The sequence below is a fragment of the Streptomyces sp. NPDC028907 genome (assembly GCF_055564995.1).
This window is the reverse complement of the sequence record NZ_JBVHVE010000003.1, coordinates 660,776-677,232: the sequence shown is the minus strand read 5'-3', so window position 1 is coordinate 677,232 and position 16,457 is coordinate 660,776. Positions and strand designations below refer to the sequence as shown.

General features: G+C 70.2%; 31 protein-coding genes. 4 read left to right on the top strand and 27 right to left on the bottom strand.

Annotation, left to right across the window (positions count from 1 at the left end; translation table 11 throughout):
• Complete coding sequence (locus tag ACZ4UU_RS12270; RefSeq protein ID WP_468039015.1) at positions 1 to 423, top strand: DUF6221 family protein; 423 nt, start codon at positions 1 to 3, stop codon at positions 421 to 423.
• A gap of 49 nt (positions 424 to 472) precedes the next feature.
• Here ACZ4UU_RS12270 and ACZ4UU_RS12265 read toward each other — a convergent pair whose 3' ends face one another.
• The 27 genes from ACZ4UU_RS12265 to ACZ4UU_RS12135 form a co-directional block, all read right to left on the bottom strand.
• A complete protein-coding gene (locus tag ACZ4UU_RS12265) occupies positions 473 to 757 on the bottom strand; it encodes a hypothetical protein (protein WP_468039013.1) in 285 nt (94 codons plus the stop codon).
• A gap of 43 nt (positions 758 to 800) precedes the next feature.
• Entirely contained in the window at positions 801 to 1,565 is a 765-nt protein-coding gene (locus ACZ4UU_RS12260; RefSeq protein WP_468039011.1) for a hypothetical protein, read from the bottom strand.
• Between the two features lie 97 nt (positions 1,566 to 1,662).
• Positions 1,663 to 1,878 carry a hypothetical protein gene (locus ACZ4UU_RS12255; protein ID WP_468039010.1) on the bottom strand — a complete coding sequence of 72 codons (216 nt, stop codon included), beginning with the start codon at positions 1,876 to 1,878 and terminating at the stop codon, positions 1,663 to 1,665.
• A gap of 2 nt (positions 1,879 to 1,880) precedes the next feature.
• Entirely contained in the window at positions 1,881 to 2,165 is a 285-nt protein-coding gene (locus tag ACZ4UU_RS12250) for a hypothetical protein (protein ID WP_468039008.1), read from the bottom strand.
• Positions 2,166 to 2,179: 14 nt separating this feature from the next.
• Complete coding sequence (locus tag ACZ4UU_RS12245; RefSeq protein WP_468039007.1) at positions 2,180 to 3,379, bottom strand: hypothetical protein; 1,200 nt, start codon at positions 3,377 to 3,379, stop codon at positions 2,180 to 2,182.
• Entirely contained in the window at positions 3,376 to 3,735 is a 360-nt protein-coding gene (locus ACZ4UU_RS12240; protein WP_468039005.1) for a hypothetical protein, read from the bottom strand. The genes ACZ4UU_RS12245 and ACZ4UU_RS12240 overlap by 4 nt, the downstream gene beginning before the upstream one ends.
• Complete coding sequence (locus ACZ4UU_RS12235; RefSeq protein ID WP_468039003.1) at positions 3,732 to 3,875, bottom strand: hypothetical protein; 144 nt, start codon at positions 3,873 to 3,875, stop codon at positions 3,732 to 3,734. The genes ACZ4UU_RS12240 and ACZ4UU_RS12235 overlap by 4 nt, the downstream gene beginning before the upstream one ends.
• Positions 3,872 to 4,627 carry a WhiB family transcriptional regulator gene (locus ACZ4UU_RS12230; protein ID WP_468039002.1) on the bottom strand — a complete coding sequence of 252 codons (756 nt, stop codon included), beginning with the start codon at positions 4,625 to 4,627 and terminating at the stop codon, positions 3,872 to 3,874. The genes ACZ4UU_RS12235 and ACZ4UU_RS12230 overlap by 4 nt, the downstream gene beginning before the upstream one ends.
• Positions 4,624 to 5,232 (bottom strand): hypothetical protein, encoded by a 609-nt coding sequence (locus ACZ4UU_RS12225; protein WP_468039000.1) that lies wholly within the window; start codon positions 5,230 to 5,232, stop codon positions 4,624 to 4,626. Before ACZ4UU_RS12225 ends, ACZ4UU_RS12230 begins: the two co-directional genes overlap by 4 nt.
• A gap of 49 nt (positions 5,233 to 5,281) precedes the next feature.
• Positions 5,282 to 5,482 (bottom strand): hypothetical protein, encoded by a 201-nt coding sequence (locus ACZ4UU_RS12220; protein ID WP_468038999.1) that lies wholly within the window; start codon positions 5,480 to 5,482, stop codon positions 5,282 to 5,284.
• A gap of 14 nt (positions 5,483 to 5,496) precedes the next feature.
• Positions 5,497 to 5,718 carry a hypothetical protein gene (locus ACZ4UU_RS12215; protein ID WP_468038996.1) on the bottom strand — a complete coding sequence of 74 codons (222 nt, stop codon included), beginning with the start codon at positions 5,716 to 5,718 and terminating at the stop codon, positions 5,497 to 5,499.
• Entirely contained in the window at positions 5,715 to 6,080 is a 366-nt protein-coding gene (locus ACZ4UU_RS12210; RefSeq protein WP_468038994.1) for a hypothetical protein, read from the bottom strand. Before ACZ4UU_RS12210 ends, ACZ4UU_RS12215 begins: the two co-directional genes overlap by 4 nt.
• On the bottom strand, positions 6,077 to 6,904 hold the full coding sequence (locus ACZ4UU_RS12205) for a hypothetical protein (protein ID WP_468038992.1): 828 nt from the start codon (positions 6,902 to 6,904) through the stop codon (positions 6,077 to 6,079). The genes ACZ4UU_RS12210 and ACZ4UU_RS12205 overlap by 4 nt, the downstream gene beginning before the upstream one ends.
• An 87-nt stretch (positions 6,905 to 6,991) precedes the next feature.
• Entirely contained in the window at positions 6,992 to 7,435 is a 444-nt protein-coding gene (locus ACZ4UU_RS12200) for a hypothetical protein (RefSeq protein ID WP_468038990.1), read from the bottom strand.
• Positions 7,435 to 7,644 (bottom strand): helix-turn-helix domain-containing protein, encoded by a 210-nt coding sequence (locus tag ACZ4UU_RS12195; RefSeq protein WP_468038988.1) that lies wholly within the window; start codon positions 7,642 to 7,644, stop codon positions 7,435 to 7,437. The genes ACZ4UU_RS12200 and ACZ4UU_RS12195 overlap by 1 nt, the downstream gene beginning before the upstream one ends.
• Complete coding sequence (locus ACZ4UU_RS12190; protein ID WP_468038986.1) at positions 7,641 to 8,006, bottom strand: HU family DNA-binding protein; 366 nt, start codon at positions 8,004 to 8,006, stop codon at positions 7,641 to 7,643. The genes ACZ4UU_RS12195 and ACZ4UU_RS12190 overlap by 4 nt, the downstream gene beginning before the upstream one ends.
• A complete protein-coding gene (locus ACZ4UU_RS12185) occupies positions 8,003 to 8,227 on the bottom strand; it encodes a hypothetical protein (RefSeq protein WP_468038984.1) in 225 nt (74 codons plus the stop codon). The genes ACZ4UU_RS12190 and ACZ4UU_RS12185 overlap by 4 nt, the downstream gene beginning before the upstream one ends.
• Positions 8,224 to 8,508, bottom strand: a complete 285-nt coding sequence (locus ACZ4UU_RS12180) for a WhiB family transcriptional regulator (protein WP_468038982.1) — start codon at positions 8,506 to 8,508, stop codon at positions 8,224 to 8,226. The genes ACZ4UU_RS12185 and ACZ4UU_RS12180 overlap by 4 nt, the downstream gene beginning before the upstream one ends.
• Complete coding sequence (locus ACZ4UU_RS12175; RefSeq protein ID WP_468038980.1) at positions 8,505 to 8,801, bottom strand: hypothetical protein; 297 nt, start codon at positions 8,799 to 8,801, stop codon at positions 8,505 to 8,507. Before ACZ4UU_RS12175 ends, ACZ4UU_RS12180 begins: the two co-directional genes overlap by 4 nt.
• A complete protein-coding gene (locus ACZ4UU_RS12170; protein WP_468038978.1) occupies positions 8,798 to 9,568 on the bottom strand; it encodes an ERF family protein in 771 nt (256 codons plus the stop codon). Before ACZ4UU_RS12170 ends, ACZ4UU_RS12175 begins: the two co-directional genes overlap by 4 nt.
• Entirely contained in the window at positions 9,565 to 10,614 is a 1,050-nt protein-coding gene (locus tag ACZ4UU_RS12165) for a YqaJ viral recombinase family nuclease (RefSeq protein WP_468038976.1), read from the bottom strand. The genes ACZ4UU_RS12170 and ACZ4UU_RS12165 overlap by 4 nt, the downstream gene beginning before the upstream one ends.
• Positions 10,614 to 10,940 carry a hypothetical protein gene (locus tag ACZ4UU_RS12160; protein ID WP_468038974.1) on the bottom strand — a complete coding sequence of 109 codons (327 nt, stop codon included), beginning with the start codon at positions 10,938 to 10,940 and terminating at the stop codon, positions 10,614 to 10,616. The genes ACZ4UU_RS12165 and ACZ4UU_RS12160 overlap by 1 nt, the downstream gene beginning before the upstream one ends.
• Entirely contained in the window at positions 10,937 to 11,419 is a 483-nt protein-coding gene (locus ACZ4UU_RS12155) for a hypothetical protein (protein WP_468038972.1), read from the bottom strand. The genes ACZ4UU_RS12160 and ACZ4UU_RS12155 overlap by 4 nt, the downstream gene beginning before the upstream one ends.
• Complete coding sequence (locus ACZ4UU_RS12150) at positions 11,416 to 12,279, bottom strand: hypothetical protein (protein ID WP_468038970.1); 864 nt, start codon at positions 12,277 to 12,279, stop codon at positions 11,416 to 11,418. The genes ACZ4UU_RS12155 and ACZ4UU_RS12150 overlap by 4 nt, the downstream gene beginning before the upstream one ends.
• Entirely contained in the window at positions 12,276 to 12,626 is a 351-nt protein-coding gene (locus tag ACZ4UU_RS12145; protein WP_468038968.1) for a hypothetical protein, read from the bottom strand. Before ACZ4UU_RS12145 ends, ACZ4UU_RS12150 begins: the two co-directional genes overlap by 4 nt.
• A gap of 89 nt (positions 12,627 to 12,715) precedes the next feature.
• On the bottom strand, positions 12,716 to 12,937 hold the full coding sequence (locus tag ACZ4UU_RS12140; RefSeq protein ID WP_468038966.1) for a hypothetical protein: 222 nt from the start codon (positions 12,935 to 12,937) through the stop codon (positions 12,716 to 12,718).
• Positions 12,921 to 13,235, bottom strand: coding sequence for an XRE family transcriptional regulator (locus ACZ4UU_RS12135; RefSeq protein WP_468038964.1), 315 nt, complete (start codon positions 13,233 to 13,235; stop codon positions 12,921 to 12,923). Before ACZ4UU_RS12135 ends, ACZ4UU_RS12140 begins: the two co-directional genes overlap by 17 nt.
• Positions 13,236 to 13,504: 269 nt before the next feature.
• Here ACZ4UU_RS12135 and ACZ4UU_RS12130 point away from each other — a divergent pair, with 269 nt between their 5' ends.
• The 3 genes from ACZ4UU_RS12130 (at position 13,505) to ACZ4UU_RS12120 (ending at position 15,867) form a co-directional block, all read left to right on the top strand.
• Positions 13,505 to 13,885: a helix-turn-helix domain-containing protein gene (locus tag ACZ4UU_RS12130; protein ID WP_468038963.1), complete on the top strand. Its 381-nt coding sequence runs from the start codon at positions 13,505 to 13,507 to the stop codon at positions 13,883 to 13,885.
• A gap of 213 nt (positions 13,886 to 14,098) precedes the next feature.
• Entirely contained in the window at positions 14,099 to 14,356 is a 258-nt protein-coding gene (locus ACZ4UU_RS12125; RefSeq protein ID WP_468038961.1) for a hypothetical protein, read from the top strand.
• Between the two features lie 215 nt (positions 14,357 to 14,571).
• Positions 14,572 to 15,867 carry a tyrosine-type recombinase/integrase gene (locus ACZ4UU_RS12120; protein WP_468038959.1) on the top strand — a complete coding sequence of 432 codons (1,296 nt, stop codon included), beginning with the start codon at positions 14,572 to 14,574 and terminating at the stop codon, positions 15,865 to 15,867.
• The last annotated feature ends 590 nt before the right edge of the window (positions 15,868 to 16,457 follow it).

The following is a 16,457-nucleotide window of genomic DNA, read 5'->3' as shown; positions in this document are numbered from 1 at the left end:
ATGGATGATCTCGTGCAGTGGCTGCGCGCCCAGCTCGACGAGGACGAGCGGATCGCGCGGGCCGCCGCCCAGGACACGGGCCCAGACTGGTACTACAACGACGGCTTCGTGTTCTCGCGACGCGGCGCGCTACCTCAGGAACTCGTCGAGCGATCCGAGTTCATCGCAGCGTTCCCGCTCCAGGACTTCCTGGAGCAGGGACGTGGCGAACACGTCGCCCATCACGATCCTGCTCGGGCGCTGCGCGAGATCGAAGCCGACCGAGCCCTACTGGCCGCGTACGAAGCCGTCGCGGACCTGGACACCGAGGACCCCGAGCCGGAGTTTGCGTACGGTCGCGCAGCCGGGCTGGGGGAGGCCGCGCGATACCGCGCGCTGCGGTACGCGGACCGGCCCGGCTACCGCGAGGAGTGGCGGCCGTAGCCGGGCGTACGTGAGCCCCCGCACGAGGTGTGCGGGGGCTCAGTGCTGCCTACGGCGTCTCGTGCTCCAACACCCACACCCGATGCTCCTGCCGGGCGTAGCCGCGCGGATCATCAGTCCCGGATTCCGGAGGGACCGGCCCGCGCCCGGTCCCGTTCAGCAGGTCGTGATCGAGGAGCGCCCGCGCGAAGAGCAGGGCCTCGTGGATGACCTCGGCTGCCGCGACCGGATGGCCGCCGTTGGCGTCGGCGAGCCTGTCGGCTGCGGCTGCCCGCCGGACCAGGAACTCGCGCCGGCGCCATTGGTCGGCGCTGAGCGAGTGGACTGCTGCCATTTCCCGGCCGAGGCCGAGTAACAAGTCCGCGGGTGTCATGGGGTCAGGCTACGGCTGTGGTGTCCTGCTGGGTCCAGATGTGACCGCAGCTGGTGCAGTGTGCGACGGGTTCGGCGCCGGCGCCTCCGTGCATGTCGATCCGCCCGCCGCAGTCGGGGCAGGGCTGGGCGATGGTGGCTTTGCGTCCGGCGATGTCGAGGGCCCGCTCAACGCGCTCGGCGGCCTCCTGGGCGACGTTGGCGATCAGCCGGTGCTCCCGGTCGGGCAGGGGCCGGAACGGGCCCGGGCGGGCCTCCACGCGGGCGAGGAGCCACAGGGCCGTGTGCGGGGCGGTGTGTCGTCCGCCGAACCGCCAGCGTCGCGGGTCGGCGACGTCGGCACGAGCGAGGGCGTCACGGCGCTGCCGATCCTCGTGGACGACGCGGGCGTGCCGCTCGCTCGTGTACGTCGCCCGGTCGACCTTCCGGGCCGCGGTGAATGCCATGGGCTCTCGCTGGACGACGTGGGCCACCTCGTCGGCGGTGTGGATCAGGGCGGCTTCGACCGTGCGCATGGTGTCGAGGATCGCGATGCGCAGTGGGGGCCGGGTGGCGCCGATCTGGGCGGGGTCGCGGTCGAGGAACTGTCGGGTGTAGGCGGCCTGCCAGCGTGCGGCTTCGGCCAACTCTTCGTCGGCCTGGTCGAGGGCGTTGAGGTAGTCGCTCATGCGGCCTGCGGGGGGCCAGGTGGCGGTACCGGTGGAGGCGAGGGCGTCGGTGAGGTCGGTCCAGCGGGTAGCGATGGTGCGGAGGTGGGTGGCGGTGGTCATCGTGGGTGCTCCTGGTGTGCGTGGGGCGGTACGGTGATCCCGCCTGGGGGCGTGCGCCGGTCCGGCAAGACTGTTGGCGCGCGCCCCTTCGTCGTGCTCAGGCTGGCTGCCTGTCTCGGAGTGCGTCGGCGACCGCAAGGAGCGCGGACGCGATGGCCAGGTTCGAGCGGGCGTTGAGGACGGCCACCATGGCCACGGCGTCGATGGGGCGTGAGCTGTCTCCGATGCCGGTGATTCGGTTGGTCTGCTCGCTGACCTCGTTGATCTGGTGCAAGGCGTGGTCGTACGGAGCGCGGCTGATCGGCTTGGGCACGGTCAGGACCTTCCGGGCTTGTAGGCGAACGTGTCGGCCCAGTCGGGCCGGTACGAACCCGCGGCGCGCAGCTGCTCGCCGAGTTCCTCCAGCTGCTTGGCGGCGGTTACGGCGGCCGGGCTGATCGCCTCGAAGATCTGGGTGAGCCCGGCCGTGACGTTGGCCATGGACTGGCGGATCTGCTCGCGCTGCTCGTCGGTGAGCTGCGGGGGCTGGAAGAGGCGGACTGTCGACGGCCAGTCGGGCGGCTCGGTGATGAACGGGCGGTGGTGGTCGGCTTCGGGCATGGTCGTCTCCGTGTTCAGTCGCGGCAGTTGGGGCAGCGCTGGCCGTACGTGCAGGCGCACGCGGCAGCGCGGTGTACCGGCTCCGCGGTGGCCTGAGTGCATCTGCGGCACACCCGGTACCTCGTCTTCGGGCGGTCGGGGTCCAGAACGGCGCTCACGGGCTCAGCCGGGTGCGGCCGTTCCCGCTCGGCGAGGCACTCGGCACACGGCGTGCGGGGCTTCCAGGCGTGGCCGTGGGCGCACTCGTATGGGGCTGCGGGCTTCGGCCGGTGGGAGCGGAAGGGCCGGTCGACGATGGGCTCGGTCGCTTCGTCGGGCGCCCGGATCGCGTCGTGCAGTTCGACGAGCCGGGCGTCCCACCAGCGCGCCATGGACGTGCCGAGCGGCGGCGGTCCGGCCTTCACCCACTGCTCGTAGAGGGCGATGACGCGGCTCACGTCCTGCTCGGCGGACTGGTGGAGTGCAGCGAAGACGCGGGCGGTCTTCTCCAGTTCGGCCACGTCGGCCCCTGCCGGGCCGGGCGCGGGTTCGTCGAGGGCGACAAGGACGCGGGCGGCCAGCTCCCCGGCGAGCGTCTTCCCAGCGCGCCGGGGGTGCTCGCCGCCAGTGAACTCCTGGATGATCTGGCGTACGCGGGCGATGGCTGCCTCAGCGCCCCCCGGGACGATCTGCTTCTCCAGCTCGGCCGTGTGCGCCGCGATGCCCGCGTACTTCTCATCGGTGGTGTGGCCGTCCCACTGCGCGCGCGGGTCGGCGACGTCCACGTGCTCCACGTGGTCGAACAGCCCCACGTCCCGCGGTGCGATGTGCCACGAGAGCTGGCGGCCAGTCACGGTGAGGAACAGCAGCCACCAGCCGTCCTCGTCGTCGATGTCGACAGCCGGGGCGAGGACCGCGTGCCGGGGGTGGAGGGCGGCGAGCCAGGCGAGGAGGTGGGCGCGCTCGCGGTACGCCCCGTCCCGTTCCCGTTCGGCGTCCTCCAGGCGCACGGCGAGCTCGGCGGCCTGCTTGGTGGCGTGCTCCATGCGCGCGGCCCTGAGCTGGAGGGCGTCGAGGGCGTCGCTGGTGATCGTGTCGAGGGTCAGGCGGGCCTCGGGCACGTCGGCGGCCTGCCGGACGGCCTTGTTCACCACAGCTCGGGTGATCAGGGTGCCGGGCTTGGGCGGGTAGGCGCGGAGGGCGGCGGCCTCCGCTTCGGTCAGGCGGTTGCTCATGTGGTCTGGTCCTTTCGGGTGCAGGTGGCGGGGTCGTGGTCGGTGCCGTGCGAGGCCCAGGCGGTCAGGCAGCACGCCGAGGTGAGGTCGTTCCAGCCGAGGGCGATGTCGTCGCGGAGGGCGCGCGGTATGGCGTCGGGAGGTCTGGCGGCGCGCTCGGCCCTCGCGGCGGCGGCTCGCCTCTCGTCTGCGGCCACGTACTCGCGGACGGCGGCGACGACCAGGAGCGCCGAGACGGCGACTAGGCCGACGGTGTGCCAGGGAGCGTCGTTGCGGGCGCTGTTGGTGGCGTAGTAGCCGAGGAGGACTGCGTGGGAGCTGTACAGGCCGCAGAGGATGGTGGTGGGGCGGTTCATCGGTTCCTCCGGGCCCAGGTGGGGGTGGGCCGAGTCGTGGGCTGGTCGTTGCCGAAGCGGGCCCACCGGACCGTCGCGAGGAATGTCCAGGCGACGGTCACGGCGGCGATGGCGAAGCTGGCGAGGATCTCGGCGATCACTTCGGCTCCTGGGCCGCGCGCCACGCCTCGAGGACGGCCTTGGGGAGTTGGCCCATGCGCGGGCAGTCGACGCCGTTCTCGTCGGCCCAGGCGCGGACGGTCCGGGGGTCGTAGTCGCGGACGTGCGAGCCGCGTTTCCGCTTCGGCGCCGGCGCGAGCTCGGCTTCACGCGCGCGGAGTTCGGCGAGGCGCTTCTCCAGCTGCTCGGCCTCGGTGGTGATGGCGGTGAGTTCCTGGTCGGCGGCGTACCGGTGGCGGAGGCCGGTGAGGGCGGCTTCGGCGCGGGCGCCCTGGTCCTGGACGTCGGGGTCAGGGTGGTCTTCCGCCCAGCGGAGGAGGCTGCTGGTGGTGATGAGCTCGGGCGTTTCGGCGCCGGCCTTCGGGCGGACGTCGACGACCGGTGGGGCCGGGCTGGTGGCGGGGGCGGTGGTCATGGGCTTGGGGGTCCTTTCGGCGTCGAGGGCGGCGAGGTGTTCGCGGAGGAAGGCGAGGGCGGCGGCTTTCGGGGCGGGGAGAGTGGGGATGGTGTTGCGTTGGCCTCCGGTGAGTCCGCCCCAGAGCCCGTAGCGGTGCCAGGCGGACTCGGTGGTGAGGGCTTCGTGGAGGCATTCGGCGCGCACTGGGCAGCCGTCGCAGAGCTGCTGAGCGGTGCCGTATTGGCCTCCAGGGCCGTCAAACCAGCGTTCGGTGTTGTGGCCGCGGCAGGCCGCCCGCAGGCGCCAGTCCGCGGCGTCGCGGGCGGCCGTGGTCACGGCTGCTGCGCCTCGGCGGCGGGCTGTGCCTTCGCGAGGAGCTTGCGCAGCAGGTAGGCGACGGAGCGGGCCCCGCGCGCCTGCTGGATGCCCACTTGGGCCTCAAGCCGGTGCCCCTCCTCGCGGGCGACGTCGATCGCCTCCCGCAGCACGGCCTCCCGGTCCCCAGGCGGCTGCTCGTCGGCCCACACGATCCGGGTGGCGCCACCATGCCCGTGGACGTGCTCAGCGTCCTCCAGGCGGTCCCAGTGGACCGTGGACGGCCGTTCGCCTATCCAGCGCAGCGACACGGTCCCGTCGGGCCACAGGACGCCGTTCGCGACCCGGCCGGTGCCGCTCACGCCGGAGACGTCGTGGTCCCGTTGGAGGTGGAACAGCCGCGGCCGGTCGGACGGCTCCACGGCGGCCGGCGGGGTGTCGTCGACGGGGACGTAGCGGGTCCAGCCGAGGCGGTCCATGTCGTTCGGCTTGAGCCACCGCCCCTGCATGAAGGCTTCGGGGACGAACCAGGGCTCGTTGCCGGGCTGCCAGATGGCGAACTGGCGGCGGTCGGGCGAGAGACGGAACTCGAAGTGGTCGGGGTCGAACGGGGCGGGCAAGCTCATGATCGTTTCTCTCTGTGCGCGATGGCTGGCGGAACCGGATGGACGGCGGTCAGGCCGTGGGCTGCTCGTTGTCGTCCTTGGGTGGCCATGTCCCGGCTGCGATCTGGGACCGGCGGGTGTCGAGGAGTCCGCGGAGGGCGGAGGCCTTGCGGTCGTAGCGCTTGCTGGTGGCCTCGGCTTCGTGGATGGCGATCTGGATGGCTTCGGGGCTGGCGTGGATGGCGAACAGGGGGTCGATGCGGGCGCTCATGTGCTGCTCCTGGGTCAGGCGGCGTCTGTCTGGCTCTGGTGTGGCTGGACGATGGCGAGGTGGCGTCGGCGTTTCTGCTGGGCTTGTTGGCTGGGGTCGTGCCAGTCGGCGAGGGCTTCGAGGAGGTCGGCGAGGTGCTGGGCTTGTTCTTCGGGTGTCCAGGGCTGGTGGGGTGGCTTGGCGGGTGGTCTGGTGGGGATGGCTTCCTGCATGAGGCGCTCGTACGGGGTGCTCACGGCGTGCCTCCGAAGGTGAGTTGGCCTGCGGCTTCGATCGCGGCGCGGCGGGTTGCTGCGGCGGTCTCGCGGTGGTGATCGCGGTCGTAGTGCAGGTGGCAGCCCTGGCACATGGCGCGGAGGTTGGCGGGGTCGCAGTTCTCGGGGGTGTGGTCGAGGTGGGCGACGGTGAGCACGACCTTCGAGCCGGTGCCGTACGCGTGGCCTCCGTTGACGTTCGGGCAGCGGCCGACGTGCGTACCTCGCCCGCATTCGCCTCGGCACTCGCATCGGCCCTGGGCGCGGTCGTGGCGGATGCGGATGCTGATCGCAGGCCAGTCGGCCGGGTACCGGTCGCGGTTCTCGGGCCGGATGGGGCTCATGACGCGGTCCTCTCGGGTTCGGCGTGCTGGGGTTCGCAGCGGGCGTGCATGCGGCGGTCGGGGCGCTGGGGGTCGGGCATGATCCGGCGGTGGCAGCCGGGGCAGATGCGCCAGGTGGTGTGGTCGCCTGGGTCTGGTTCGTGGGCTTCGGGTTGATCACCGGTGGGCCCATCTACCTGAGGTTGATCAACAACCTCAGCCCCGTCATGGGAAGACCCTGGGAACCCTCCTGGGTTATTCGGGCCGGAGTGGCCCGAACCGGTCGGGCCGGAGTGGCCCGAACTCCAACGGGCCGGAGTGGCCCGAACTTCTTGATCCGTACCGTCGGTAAGTTCGGGCCGGAGTGGCCCGTTCTGGTTCGGGCCGGAGTGGCCCGAACTTTCGGCGGGAGTCTCCGTCTCCTGAGTCCACTTCGGAGGCCGCTTGCTGTTGTCCCGAGCGGTCGACTTCAGGTAGTCCTCAGCGGCCTGCCAGTCCGGGAACGGATGCGGCACGATCACGTACCGAGTCGCCTTGCCGCGCTTCCGCTCGCCGACCACCCGGACCACGCCGGCGCGTTCCGCGGCCTCCAGGTAGCGGCGGGCGTCCTTCTCTCGGCAGCACGCGGCGGCGGCGATGTCGGTGATGCGGATGGGCTTGCGGTCGGAGGAGAAAGCGACTTCGCCGGAGGCGTTGGCGAAGTTCCGCAGCTGGCACAGGAGCAGGGGCAGCCCGGAGCGGCGCAGATATGGGGACATCTGCTTCCGCGTCCACTCCCACGACAGCGCGTTGCCGAAGGCGTTCGGCACGCTCCCGCTGGCGCGGTCCTGCTCTTCGTTGCTCAACTGGGGTCTCTCTCCGTGATGTTGCGGAACCGATACGGCAAGATCCGGGCGGCGGGGCGGCCCGTGGTGGACCGCCCCGAGGCGCGGCTACTCGCGGGCGGGGGTGTGTCGGACGGACAGGCGGTGCAGGTCGGCGGCGTTGGTCAGGAGGGCGCACACGGAGTCGACGTACTGCTCGGGCCCTGCGGCGAGCGCGGCCCGGAACAGGGCGGGAGCGGTGTCCTTGTCGTCGTTCGCGTAGGCGATCATGAAGCGGACGGCGAAGGTCTCCGCAGGGTCCGTGTGCGGAACACCGGGCTTCAGGTCCTCGATGACCCACATGTCGCCAGCGGCCAGGTTCGGCTCACGGCCGAGCACCTTGACCATGGCGCGCTTGGCGGTCTCCGCGAAGCCACAGCACGCCGCGTACATGTCGAACGGGTCGCCGCTGGTGCCGATCTCGGTGATGGCGTCACTGGCACGGTCAGCGTCACCGATCACGGTGAAGGACATGGCATCCAAGGCGAGGCGGGCGAGGCGGTCCTTGTCCATCAGCGGTCCGCCGATCCGAAGCGGGTCCGCATGCCGCCGCGGGGCCGGAGCTTGACCCCGGCCTCCAGGAGGAGGTCGCGGGTGCTGCCGTACGAGCGCCCGATCTTGGCGGCCGTGGAGTGGATCGTGCAGCCCTGGAGGTACCAGTCCTTGGCCTGCTGCTTGATCTCCTCGCGCTGGCCGCCCTTGAGTACGGTCCTGCGCTTCATCGGGCGCCCCCAGCCGCCCGACGGTGGCGCTTGGTGATGACCGCGGCGTCCGGGTCCTTGGCCTTCACAGCCGCCTGGAGCTGCGGCGAGACACGGAAGTGGAGCTTCGTACCTGCCTCCACGACCACCGGGTCGCCGGTCTGCGGGTTCCACGCCTTACGGGCAGGGACGTGCTTGGGCGCCCAGGTGCCGAAGTTGGTGACGGCGACCTGGTGGCCGGCGGCGACGGTGCGGGCGATGGTGTCGAGGACGGCGGCGACGGCCTGGTGGCCGTCCTCGATGCTGACGCCGAGTGTGGCGGCGACGGCTTCGCCGAGTGCGGTCTTGTTCAGGGGCCCCGCGGGGCGGAGTTGACGACTCATCTGTGGTGTCCGATCTGGTAGGCGTCGGCCGCTTCGGCGGCCTGTTGGGCGAGCGCCTTCTCGGCGCAGAGCTTGTGAGCGGGCTTGAACTTGGAGTCGCGCATCTGGGTCGGCTCCTCGCAGTAGCGGCAGGGCTGGGGGCCCGAGTAGTCCCAGTGCGAGGAGTCCCGCCAGTCGAGGAGCGGCAGCTCCAGGGCGCCGCTCCCCTCCTGGCCGGTCATTCGCGGGCTTCCTGGTGCCGCAGCCGCTGACCGAGCAACTTGGCTCGCTCCTGGGACGTGAGTCCGCCGTAGACGCCGTAGCGGGAGGCGTCCTCGGCGCGGAGTACCTCGGCGAGGCACTCCTCGCGGACCGGACAGCGGGCGCAGATCCGCTTCGCCTCGGTGACCTTGCCGTCGGCTTCGGAGAAGAACAGGTCCAGGTCCTGGCCACGGCAGGCGGCGTCCTCGGCCCAGGCGAGCGCGTTGGGCAGCGTGTCCGGGTGCTGGTGCGAGGCGCTCACGACTCCCCCTCGGGCCGGGTGGTGGTCAGGCAGTGGCCGCAGGTGTACGAGCCGTCCTCGTGCAGCACCGACGGCATCTCTCCGTCGCAGAGGCCGGAGCAGGGCTTCCAGGCCTGGGTGAGGACGCCACAGGACGGCACGTCCGTCACGGTCGGTGTCGTGTACCAGGAGCGGGGGCCGATCAGGTCGTCGAGGGGCACCTCGATGCGCTCCGGCACGGTCCCGGCGCGGTGGCCGCGGTGCAGGCCTGTCGGCGGCAGGACCCGGTCCAGGAGCTTGTGTAGAGGGCTCACGACGCACCGCCCGTGCGCTCCCGGTACATCCGGCCGCCGATCGAGTCGAGCGTCTCCAACCCGCCCGTCTCGTTCTGCACCCGCGCGTTGAGCATCCGATGCTGCTCCAGCTCGTCCCGGATCTGCCCGAGGCGGCGAGGGCTGGTGTCGGGGCTGAGGATCTCGTCGCGGTAGTCCTCGGCGGACCGCACGACCGCTTCACCACGGTCGATGTGCACCGAGTCCGGGTCGGGGTCGCCGGTGGGCACCATGCCGGCGGTCAGCAGCAGCACGCGCAGCGCGACGGACTGTGCCTTCGCGGTGCCCTTGTCGGACGAGTCGAGGGACTCGCCTGCGGACTGGGCGGTGAAGTGGTCGCCCTTCGGCCCGTAGATCGTCCACGTGACGATCACGGTGCACTCGCGCTGGATCTTCTTGTTGCTGTTGGTGAAGTCCCGGTACGACGCCTGCACGTTGGACGGGATGACCAGCACGCCGTGACGTCGCAGGACCGGGGCGAAGGCGTTGACGGTCCGGTCGACGCCACGGAAGTTGTAGCGGGTGCCAGGGGCGTTGTAGACCTCGCTCTTGCTGATGCCGCGGATGTCGTCCATCACGCGGGACCAGGCGACGAACACGTCGACCTGTTCGGGGCCGTCGGCACCGGGGCCCTCGATGTCGATGTCCGGGAGCGACTCAGGCTCAGGCGCAGGCGCCGGCGGCTGGTACGTCTCGGTCGGCTGCTCGCCGCTGGCGTGCTGCTCGGCCCGTTCGGTCAGGGACGTCATGCGGCGTACTCCTCACGTACGAACTTGGGGATGGCGATGCGGTCGAACGGCTTGTCCTCGACGCAGGTGCGGTAGGCCTCGGGGAACTCCTCGGCGAGGCGCTCCAGGTCGGGCGTCTTGCGGTACGACTGCTCGATGGAGAAGAAGGGCTTGTCCAGGACCGTCGCGGCCTGTGCGCCGCCGAGCGCGGCGAGGAGCTTGGCCTTGGCGGCCTTCTTCTTCCGCTCGGCCGCGCGCTCCAGGGCGACGGCCGCGACGTAATCCGTCATCGCGTCGTGCGCGTCGCCGTCGCGGTCCAGGACGGCCACGCCCTGGCGGTCCGGGTGGAGCCGGTCGTACAGCTCGATCAGGGCGTCCGGCGGTTCCTCGCCGGACAGCGCCGGGGCCCGTCCGGGGACGATGTGGTCGTGCCACAGGCGGGATGCCTCGGCGTGCAGGTAGGCGACGAGCTTCACGTGCTCTTCGCGGCGCACGGTGTACTGCCGGTAGTCCTGGCCACCGATCAGGCACACGACGTGGATGTGGTCGAGGCCGGTGACGAGGATCTGCCACAGCACCTGGGCGAGGACGTCGTCCGGCGGGCCCTGATTCCAGAGCTTCGCGACGAACGCGTTGCGGGTCTTCACCTCCAGCGCGCACAGCGACCGCTGTGATCTGTCGAGCGGGCACTCGGTGCACAGCCGGTCCAGGGTGCACATCTGCCAGGACTCGTCGACGTTCGCGATCAGCCCGACCGGTTCGACGACGGTCCGGTTGCGGCGCGCCCAGTCGCGGGCGAGGGGCTCCTCGAAGAGCACGCCGAAGTGGGCGGCCTCGCTGAACTCGTCGTCGTGCGGGAGGCGTCCGCGCTTGTCGTGGAAGACGTGCAGCGGGGTCTTGAAGCCGGACAGGTTCATCACGGCGGGCAGGTCGCTGGAGCCGATGCCTTGGCGGCGGGCGTCCAGCCACACGTCCCGCGGGGTGGTGTGGTGGAGGAGGAGTCGCCCGGTCGGGGTGACCGGGCCGGCGGCCGGGGACTGCTCCCCGGCCTGCACGGTCGTCGTCATCAGGCGGTGCCGCCCTTCCTGGTGGTGCGGGTGTAGAAGCGGCCGTTCGGGCGGTCGACGAGCGTGAGCAGCCCCTGGCGGGCGCGCTCGGACAGGAAGCGACGGGCGTCGCACCGGTACAGGCCGCGGCCGTAGCGGGCGCTGTAGAGGTTCTGGACGCGCTTCGGCTGCCACTCGCCGGGCCAGTCGCGGATGGCGGTGTTGAGGACCTGGTCCCAGTCGTCCGGCCACTTGAAGGTCGGTCGGGTGGTCTCAGGTGTGGCGTCGGCGGCCGGGCGGCTGTGCTTCGCCGCGAGGATCAGCGGGGTCACGGTGGGGGCGCTCATTCGTCGGCCTCCGGGTCGTACTTGGAGGCGCCGTCAGTCCACTCGCCGTGCGACCAGTCGTTCGGGGACAGAGCCGTGACGGTGGCCGGTTCACCGGCGCGGTAGAGGAAACCGACGGCGCGGGTCTCGCCGTTGAACGGTGTTGCAGCGGTGGGGGCCGGTTTGACGGCCAAGCACTGGAAGTGCCAACGGCGGCGCTGGTAGGTGCGGTCCGGCTGGAAGAAGTTGGGAGTGGCGTCGGCCTCGTTGGGGCTGCTCTTCTCCGGGGCCGTGGCCTGGTTCCGCAGAAACTCCAGGACGGCGTCCTTGCTCACCAACTGGGCGGGGATCAGGGCGAGGCGCTTCTCGAACTCGGCGATGGTGCCGTGCAGGACCTCGGCGTGGTCGTTCGCCATGAGCGTGTCGACGACCAGGGCCGGGTTGGGGCTGTCGCCGTAGTGGGCGAGCAGCACGTTGCGGATGACGTCGCGGGCGCTCACAGCTGCACCTCCGGGAGGTCCCGGCCCTTGAGGTAGTTGTGGTGCAGCGGGCTGTCGTGCGGGTCCTCCACGGCGGCGCGTTGCCCGGCGACGAGCTCACGCAGCCCCGGCACTCGCGGAGTCGCCTTCTCCCCGACGGTGGCCAGCGTGAACTTCCCGCAGTTACACACAGCGGCGAAGCAGAACGGCCCGTGGACGTTGTCCCAGTGACCGCACTTGCAGCGGTACGTCCCGTCGGGGGTCAGGGCCAGCTCTTGGGCCGTCAGCCCGCCGGCCGTCTCGGGGAGCACGTACGCGATGGGGTCCTCGTCGGACGCGCGGGCCTTTGCGGCGAGCTGCTGCTCCAGCTCGTCGAGCCGGTCACGGTTCGCGCGCAGCTGCTCGGCAGCGTCCGACAGGGCCTCGTTCGTGGTGTGCCGCTCCGCCTCCAGCTCGGCGACGCGAGCCAGGAGTGCCTCTACCTCGGACTCGTCGCTCCGGTAGCCCTGACCCGGCGTCCGCCACCGCGCACACGCCTTCTCAACCTCCGCCAGCGTCACCCGGTCCGGGGTCTCGGGCTCCGACCGCCACCGGTTCAGCGCGGCCGACACGAGGTCGTCGAGGAACAGGTGCAGGTCATCATTCGACATGGCGTGCGCCCACGGCAGCGCGAGCGGCTGCGGCTCCGGGCCCACCGGCACCGGCAGCACATCCGCCGACCCCACAATCCCGTGCTCCGCCAGCTCGGCCAGCGTCGCCATGATGAAGTCGGGGCACTGACAGATGGCGGCCGGGGCGTACAGGGCGAGCCCGTCGCGCGTCACCGCGCGGCGCGTCCAGCAGGTTCCGTCCTTGGTGTTCACGACCAGCGGGGCGCTCATGCCGACACCGCCCCAGCGGGCCGGATCTCCATGCCCTTGCGCTCCGCCCAGTTCCGGGCGTGGCGCTCGGCGTTGCGCTCCAGGTGGGCATGGAAGTCGACGTAGCCGTACACGTGGTAAGCCAGCGGCCCGAACTGCACGTTCGTCGACGCGTTGCCCTCGTCGTCGTACGTGACGGTCAGCCCCTGCTCGGCAGCGAACTCCTCCACAGCGGGGTTCGTCGACATCGGCACGTTCAGCTGCTGCAAGGTGGGCACAGGCAGTGCCTCGTTGGACTCCAGGAAGTCCGCCAGGGCACGCAGGCCCTCGATGGTCTTCCGCCTCTGTTCTGCGATGATCGGAGCCACGGGCTCCTCCGTTCGATGGTTGGTGAGGGGCGCCGAGTCGTGGGGTCGTCGGGTCGCATCCGGCGGCCCTTCGGCGCGTTCAGGGGGGATCAGGCGGTGGCGAGCTGGCTCTGCTCGGCGTGCCAGCTGCGGACCTTCTCCAGGTCGAAGCGCCGGCCACGACCCGCGAACGGCTCCGTCGGCATACCGGCCTCGATCCACTGGAGGACGGTCCAGTCGGAGACGCCGTAGTGCGTCTCCAGCTGCTTCTGGGTCAGCAGCGGAACCAGACCGGCCGGGAGGGGGGCGACTCGGTCAGCCTTCTTCGGCATCGGGGGTTGACCTTTCTACTGTTGAAGTTGAAGGTGAGGGCATGGCGAAGACGTCCTGGAGGGGGGTGTTGGTCTCCTTGTGGAGCGCTTCGGCGATGTACCAGGCCGTGGTCCACTCGCATCGATCGCGAGCGGTCTTGCCCTGTCCCGCGAGGCGGCCGACGGTTGCCGCGCTGACGCCCTTCCCTGCCGGGTCCACCCGCCGCGTCGCCTCGGCGAGCTGGGGGATGGAGAGCCCGGCGCGGGCCATGGCGTCTCTGAGGGGTTGTCCGTCGTCCTTGCGGTTCAGCTTGGGCATGAAGGGACCTCGTGCCAGGGGTGTTGGCTGGATTCGCCCCTGGTGGGGCGTTGCGACATTTCTACAGTAGAAGTTGAAGCCAGGGCAAGGGTTTCGCCTTGTCTCGCCGAGATCCGTCGTGGCGAGTGCGATCTTCGAACGCGTGTTCTAGTCTGGTCGCATATGACATGCACAACGGCGCGTAGTGGGGAGACCGCGCGCCGTCAAGTTCACGCCACGCCTTCTACTTTTACTTGCGGAAAGTAGAAGGGCGCGGGCAGTCTTGCCCTGTGGAGAACCCCGAAAACCCCGCCGGCGAGGCCGCAGAGACCTTCGCGCAGGCCCTCGCTGCGCTGAAGGACGCGTACGGTGTGTCCGACAGTGAGGTCGCGCGACGCCTCGAAGCGCACGGCGCGAAGGTCTCCATCGCCGCGGTCAACACCTGGGTGCACGGCAAGCGCGTCCCGCGCGCCGCCACCATCCGCGTCCTCGCCGAGGTGTTCCCGAAGTTCCCTGCCGAACGGCTCCTCGCGGCGGCCGGAAAGAGGGCGCCCGCCCCGCAAACGGCCGACGAGCGGGAAGAGACTCTCCGGATTCTCGACCGGCTGACCGAGGAGCAGCGGCGAATCATGTTGATCCAGGCCAGAGCCCTAGCGGACAGCAACGAGTAGGCGCCCTGACGGGCGGTCAAAAAGTCGCGTACAACCGTTACTCCGGGTACCGAGTCTCCGCTAAACGGACCCCATTACTCCCCGTTAGATCCTGCGCACGAAACCTGCACACAGTGGTCGCATATTCACCCAGCAGGGGGTACGGTCGCACCCACAGCCGACGTTCTCCCCCGTTGGTAAGCGCTAGCCACACGTGCCTCCCGGGGGAGTTCTATGTGCATCCGCGTCCGCTTCACACCGCGTAACCGCCTCAACGATCCCTGGGACGCCGACGCCAACGTCATCACCCTCCCGGACGAGTTGAGCCACACCGCGCTCTACACACTCCGAGCCGTCCGGGCCGTACTTCTCCAACTGGGCGTCGCTCAGCCCGCGTTCGGTGCACGCTGCTGGTGTGGGGAGGACATCAACCTGCTCCCCGCCATCCCTCAACAGCGAAGGAGCGAGAAGGTGATCCACCTTGGCGCCTAGCCCGTACCAAGTAGCAAGCCGGACATGCGGCTGCCTCGACTGCATCGAGGACTTTCCGCCCGCGCAGTACGGCCCCCGGCCCGAACGCGACGAATGCCTTGGCCCATGGCGGGCCCGCTACCGCAGCGAGGACGGCCTCCTACGGGTGAAGAACTTCCGTACCCCTGAGGACGCCCGCCGTTTCCTGGCCACGGTCCGCCCGAGGGCGGTGAGCCGTGCCTCGTAGGGCCACCAACAACCCACGGCAACTGCGCTCGAAGTCCTGCGGCTGCCAGCTGTGCATGGAGGCGTACCCGCCAGAGGACCACGGAGAACGGAAGCGCCGGCGCGACTGCGTCGGCTCCTGGCAGGCCCGCTACCGGGACGCCAACGGCGACCAGAAGGCCAAGAACTTCAAGAAGAAGAAGGAGGCCGACGCCTTCCTGGACGACGTCCGCGGCGCCGTACGCCAGGGCACCTACCTGGACCCCAAGCGCGGGACCATCACCCTGGACAAGTGGTGGAGCGAGTGGTGGCCGGCCAACGAGCCGAAGCGGCCGACCACCCGCAACCGGAAGCTGTCCGCGTGGACCGTCCACATCCAGCCCAAGTGGGGGAAGCGGAAGCTGAACTCCTTCACCTACCTGGAGCTCCAGACGTGGGTGGCGCAGGAGTTGAAGGGGCACGCGACGCAGACGAAGGTGCTGGAGCTGCTGAAGATGCTCCTCCGGGACGCCGTCCGCGACCAGCGCATCCCCTTCAACCCGGCCCAGGACGTCACCAAGACGGCCAGCCCACCTGTACGGCATCCCGACGACCTCACACCACCCACCCAGGAGCAGTACGCGCTCGTCCGCGAACACCTCCCGGTGTGGTGGCAGCCGCTCGCCGACTTCCTGGAGGAGACCGGTCTGCGGTGGGGGGAGGCCGCCGGTACCCGCCGCGTCTTCCTCGACCTGGAGGCCGACACGGTCAAGGTGCGGGAAGTGGTCATCGACGACCGCGGCACCCTCCGGCGGCAGGGCATCCCGAAGACGGCGGCCGGTTTCCGCACGGTGCCCCTGACGGCCAAGGGCCGCGCCGCTGTGGACACGATGCTGCTACGGCTGGACCCTGCCGAAACGGTGACCGCTGTCGAGGACGGCATGCACGCCGAGGAGCTGATGTTCCGCTCCCCGCTGGGGGGTGAGAAGCGGCGTGTCGACGGCAAGTTGGTAACTGTCGAGGGCGCGCTGAACAGGAACAACTTCCGGCGGTACTGGATCCCGGCGATCAAAGCCGCAGGGATTGCCCGGATGGTGAAGAACCCCGAGACGGGCCGCAAGGAGTGGTGGCCGCGCGTCTCGGACTACCGGGACCGCTTCGCCTCGCGCCTGCACGAGGCCGGCATGTCCGAGGTCGACGTCCAGTACATCCTCGGGCACGAGCGCGGTGGGAAGGTCACGTGGATGTACACGCACCGCGGGGAGCAGGCCCTCGCCAACGCGCGTGATGCCCTCCATGGTGGCCGTCACCTGCGGGCCGTCTCGTGAGCCTGCCGGGGGTGGGAGTCCACATCGATTCCACAAAACCCACTCGGTGCCGCTCGGTGAGTCTCGGCGAACCTCGGATTCGGTAGGTCGCGCAATGGTTGACCTGCGCTCGGAGCGTCTCGGCGAGACTCGGCCAAACTAGAGTCACGGCCTACGTGACTTTGCATGGCAGATGTCAGGGGTTCGACTCCCCTAGGCTCCACACCTCGGACCGGTCAGACGCTTCACCGCCTCTGGCCGGTCTTCGCATGCCAGGACCCGCACGGGCGCGAAGCCCCGAGTGACGTGTGTCACGCGAGAGAGGCCGGCATCATTGCAGATATTTGCGCAAACGGCCGTTATGGGCGGCTGCCCCGGCGGATGCGTAAACCGTGGACGTGACGCCGGAGGGGGCGCGTCTGTGGAGAGGTCCCGTTTGAGCTGGCGCGAACATCATCGCGTAATCAGAAGGATGCAATCCGTTAAGGAAAGCTGCGCGGTACTTGCGCGCGTCAGCCGTTGCAAACGTCATCGTGCGGCGCGGGCGTAAACACGCGCCGTCTCGAAGCCGCCGGGTGAAACGCGGTCGGTGTTCCACGTGAAACATCGCT

What these genes read in the sequence shown, in the direction of transcription:
- ACZ4UU_RS12265 (WP_468039013.1), bottom strand. Translation starts at nt 757, where the DNA reads ATGGCAGCAGTCCACTCGCTCAGCGCCGACCAATGGCGCCGGCGCGAG.
- ACZ4UU_RS12140 (WP_468038966.1), bottom strand. Translation starts at nt 12,937, where the DNA reads ATGCCGAAGAAGGCTGACCGAGTCGCCCCCCTCCCGGCCGGTCTGGTT.
- ACZ4UU_RS12185 (WP_468038984.1), bottom strand. Translation starts at nt 8,227, where the DNA reads ATGACCGGCCAGGAGGGGAGCGGCGCCCTGGAGCTGCCGCTCCTCGAC.
- ACZ4UU_RS12200 (WP_468038990.1), bottom strand. Translation starts at nt 7,435, where the DNA reads ATGGACAAGGACCGCCTCGCCCGCCTCGCCTTGGATGCCATGTCCTTC.
- ACZ4UU_RS12245 (WP_468039007.1), bottom strand. Translation starts at nt 3,379, where the DNA reads ATGAGCAACCGCCTGACCGAAGCGGAGGCCGCCGCCCTCCGCGCCTAC.
- ACZ4UU_RS12150 (WP_468038970.1), bottom strand. Translation starts at nt 12,279, where the DNA reads ATGAGCGCCCCGCTGGTCGTGAACACCAAGGACGGAACCTGCTGGACG.
- ACZ4UU_RS12270 (WP_468039015.1), top strand. Translation starts at nt 1, where the DNA reads ATGGATGATCTCGTGCAGTGGCTGCGCGCCCAGCTCGACGAGGACGAG.
- ACZ4UU_RS12210 (WP_468038994.1), bottom strand. Translation starts at nt 6,080, where the DNA reads ATGAGCCCCATCCGGCCCGAGAACCGCGACCGGTACCCGGCCGACTGG.
- ACZ4UU_RS12250 (WP_468039008.1), bottom strand. Translation starts at nt 2,165, where the DNA reads ATGCCCGAAGCCGACCACCACCGCCCGTTCATCACCGAGCCGCCCGAC.
- ACZ4UU_RS12240 (WP_468039005.1), bottom strand. Translation starts at nt 3,735, where the DNA reads ATGAACCGCCCCACCACCATCCTCTGCGGCCTGTACAGCTCCCACGCA.
- ACZ4UU_RS12220 (WP_468038999.1), bottom strand. Translation starts at nt 5,482, where the DNA reads ATGAGCGCCCGCATCGACCCCCTGTTCGCCATCCACGCCAGCCCCGAA.
- ACZ4UU_RS12260 (WP_468039011.1), bottom strand. Translation starts at nt 1,565, where the DNA reads ATGACCACCGCCACCCACCTCCGCACCATCGCTACCCGCTGGACCGAC.
- ACZ4UU_RS12125 (WP_468038961.1), top strand. Translation starts at nt 14,099, where the DNA reads ATGTGCATCCGCGTCCGCTTCACACCGCGTAACCGCCTCAACGATCCC.
- ACZ4UU_RS12135 (WP_468038964.1), bottom strand. Translation starts at nt 13,235, where the DNA reads ATGCCCAAGCTGAACCGCAAGGACGACGGACAACCCCTCAGAGACGCC.
- ACZ4UU_RS12225 (WP_468039000.1), bottom strand. Translation starts at nt 5,232, where the DNA reads ATGAGCTTGCCCGCCCCGTTCGACCCCGACCACTTCGAGTTCCGTCTC.
- ACZ4UU_RS12160 (WP_468038974.1), bottom strand. Translation starts at nt 10,940, where the DNA reads ATGAGCGCCCCCACCGTGACCCCGCTGATCCTCGCGGCGAAGCACAGC.
- ACZ4UU_RS12190 (WP_468038986.1), bottom strand. Translation starts at nt 8,006, where the DNA reads ATGAGTCGTCAACTCCGCCCCGCGGGGCCCCTGAACAAGACCGCACTC.
- ACZ4UU_RS12165 (WP_468038976.1), bottom strand. Translation starts at nt 10,614, where the DNA reads ATGACGACGACCGTGCAGGCCGGGGAGCAGTCCCCGGCCGCCGGCCCG.
- ACZ4UU_RS12170 (WP_468038978.1), bottom strand. Translation starts at nt 9,568, where the DNA reads ATGACGTCCCTGACCGAACGGGCCGAGCAGCACGCCAGCGGCGAGCAG.
- ACZ4UU_RS12195 (WP_468038988.1), bottom strand. Translation starts at nt 7,644, where the DNA reads ATGAAGCGCAGGACCGTACTCAAGGGCGGCCAGCGCGAGGAGATCAAG.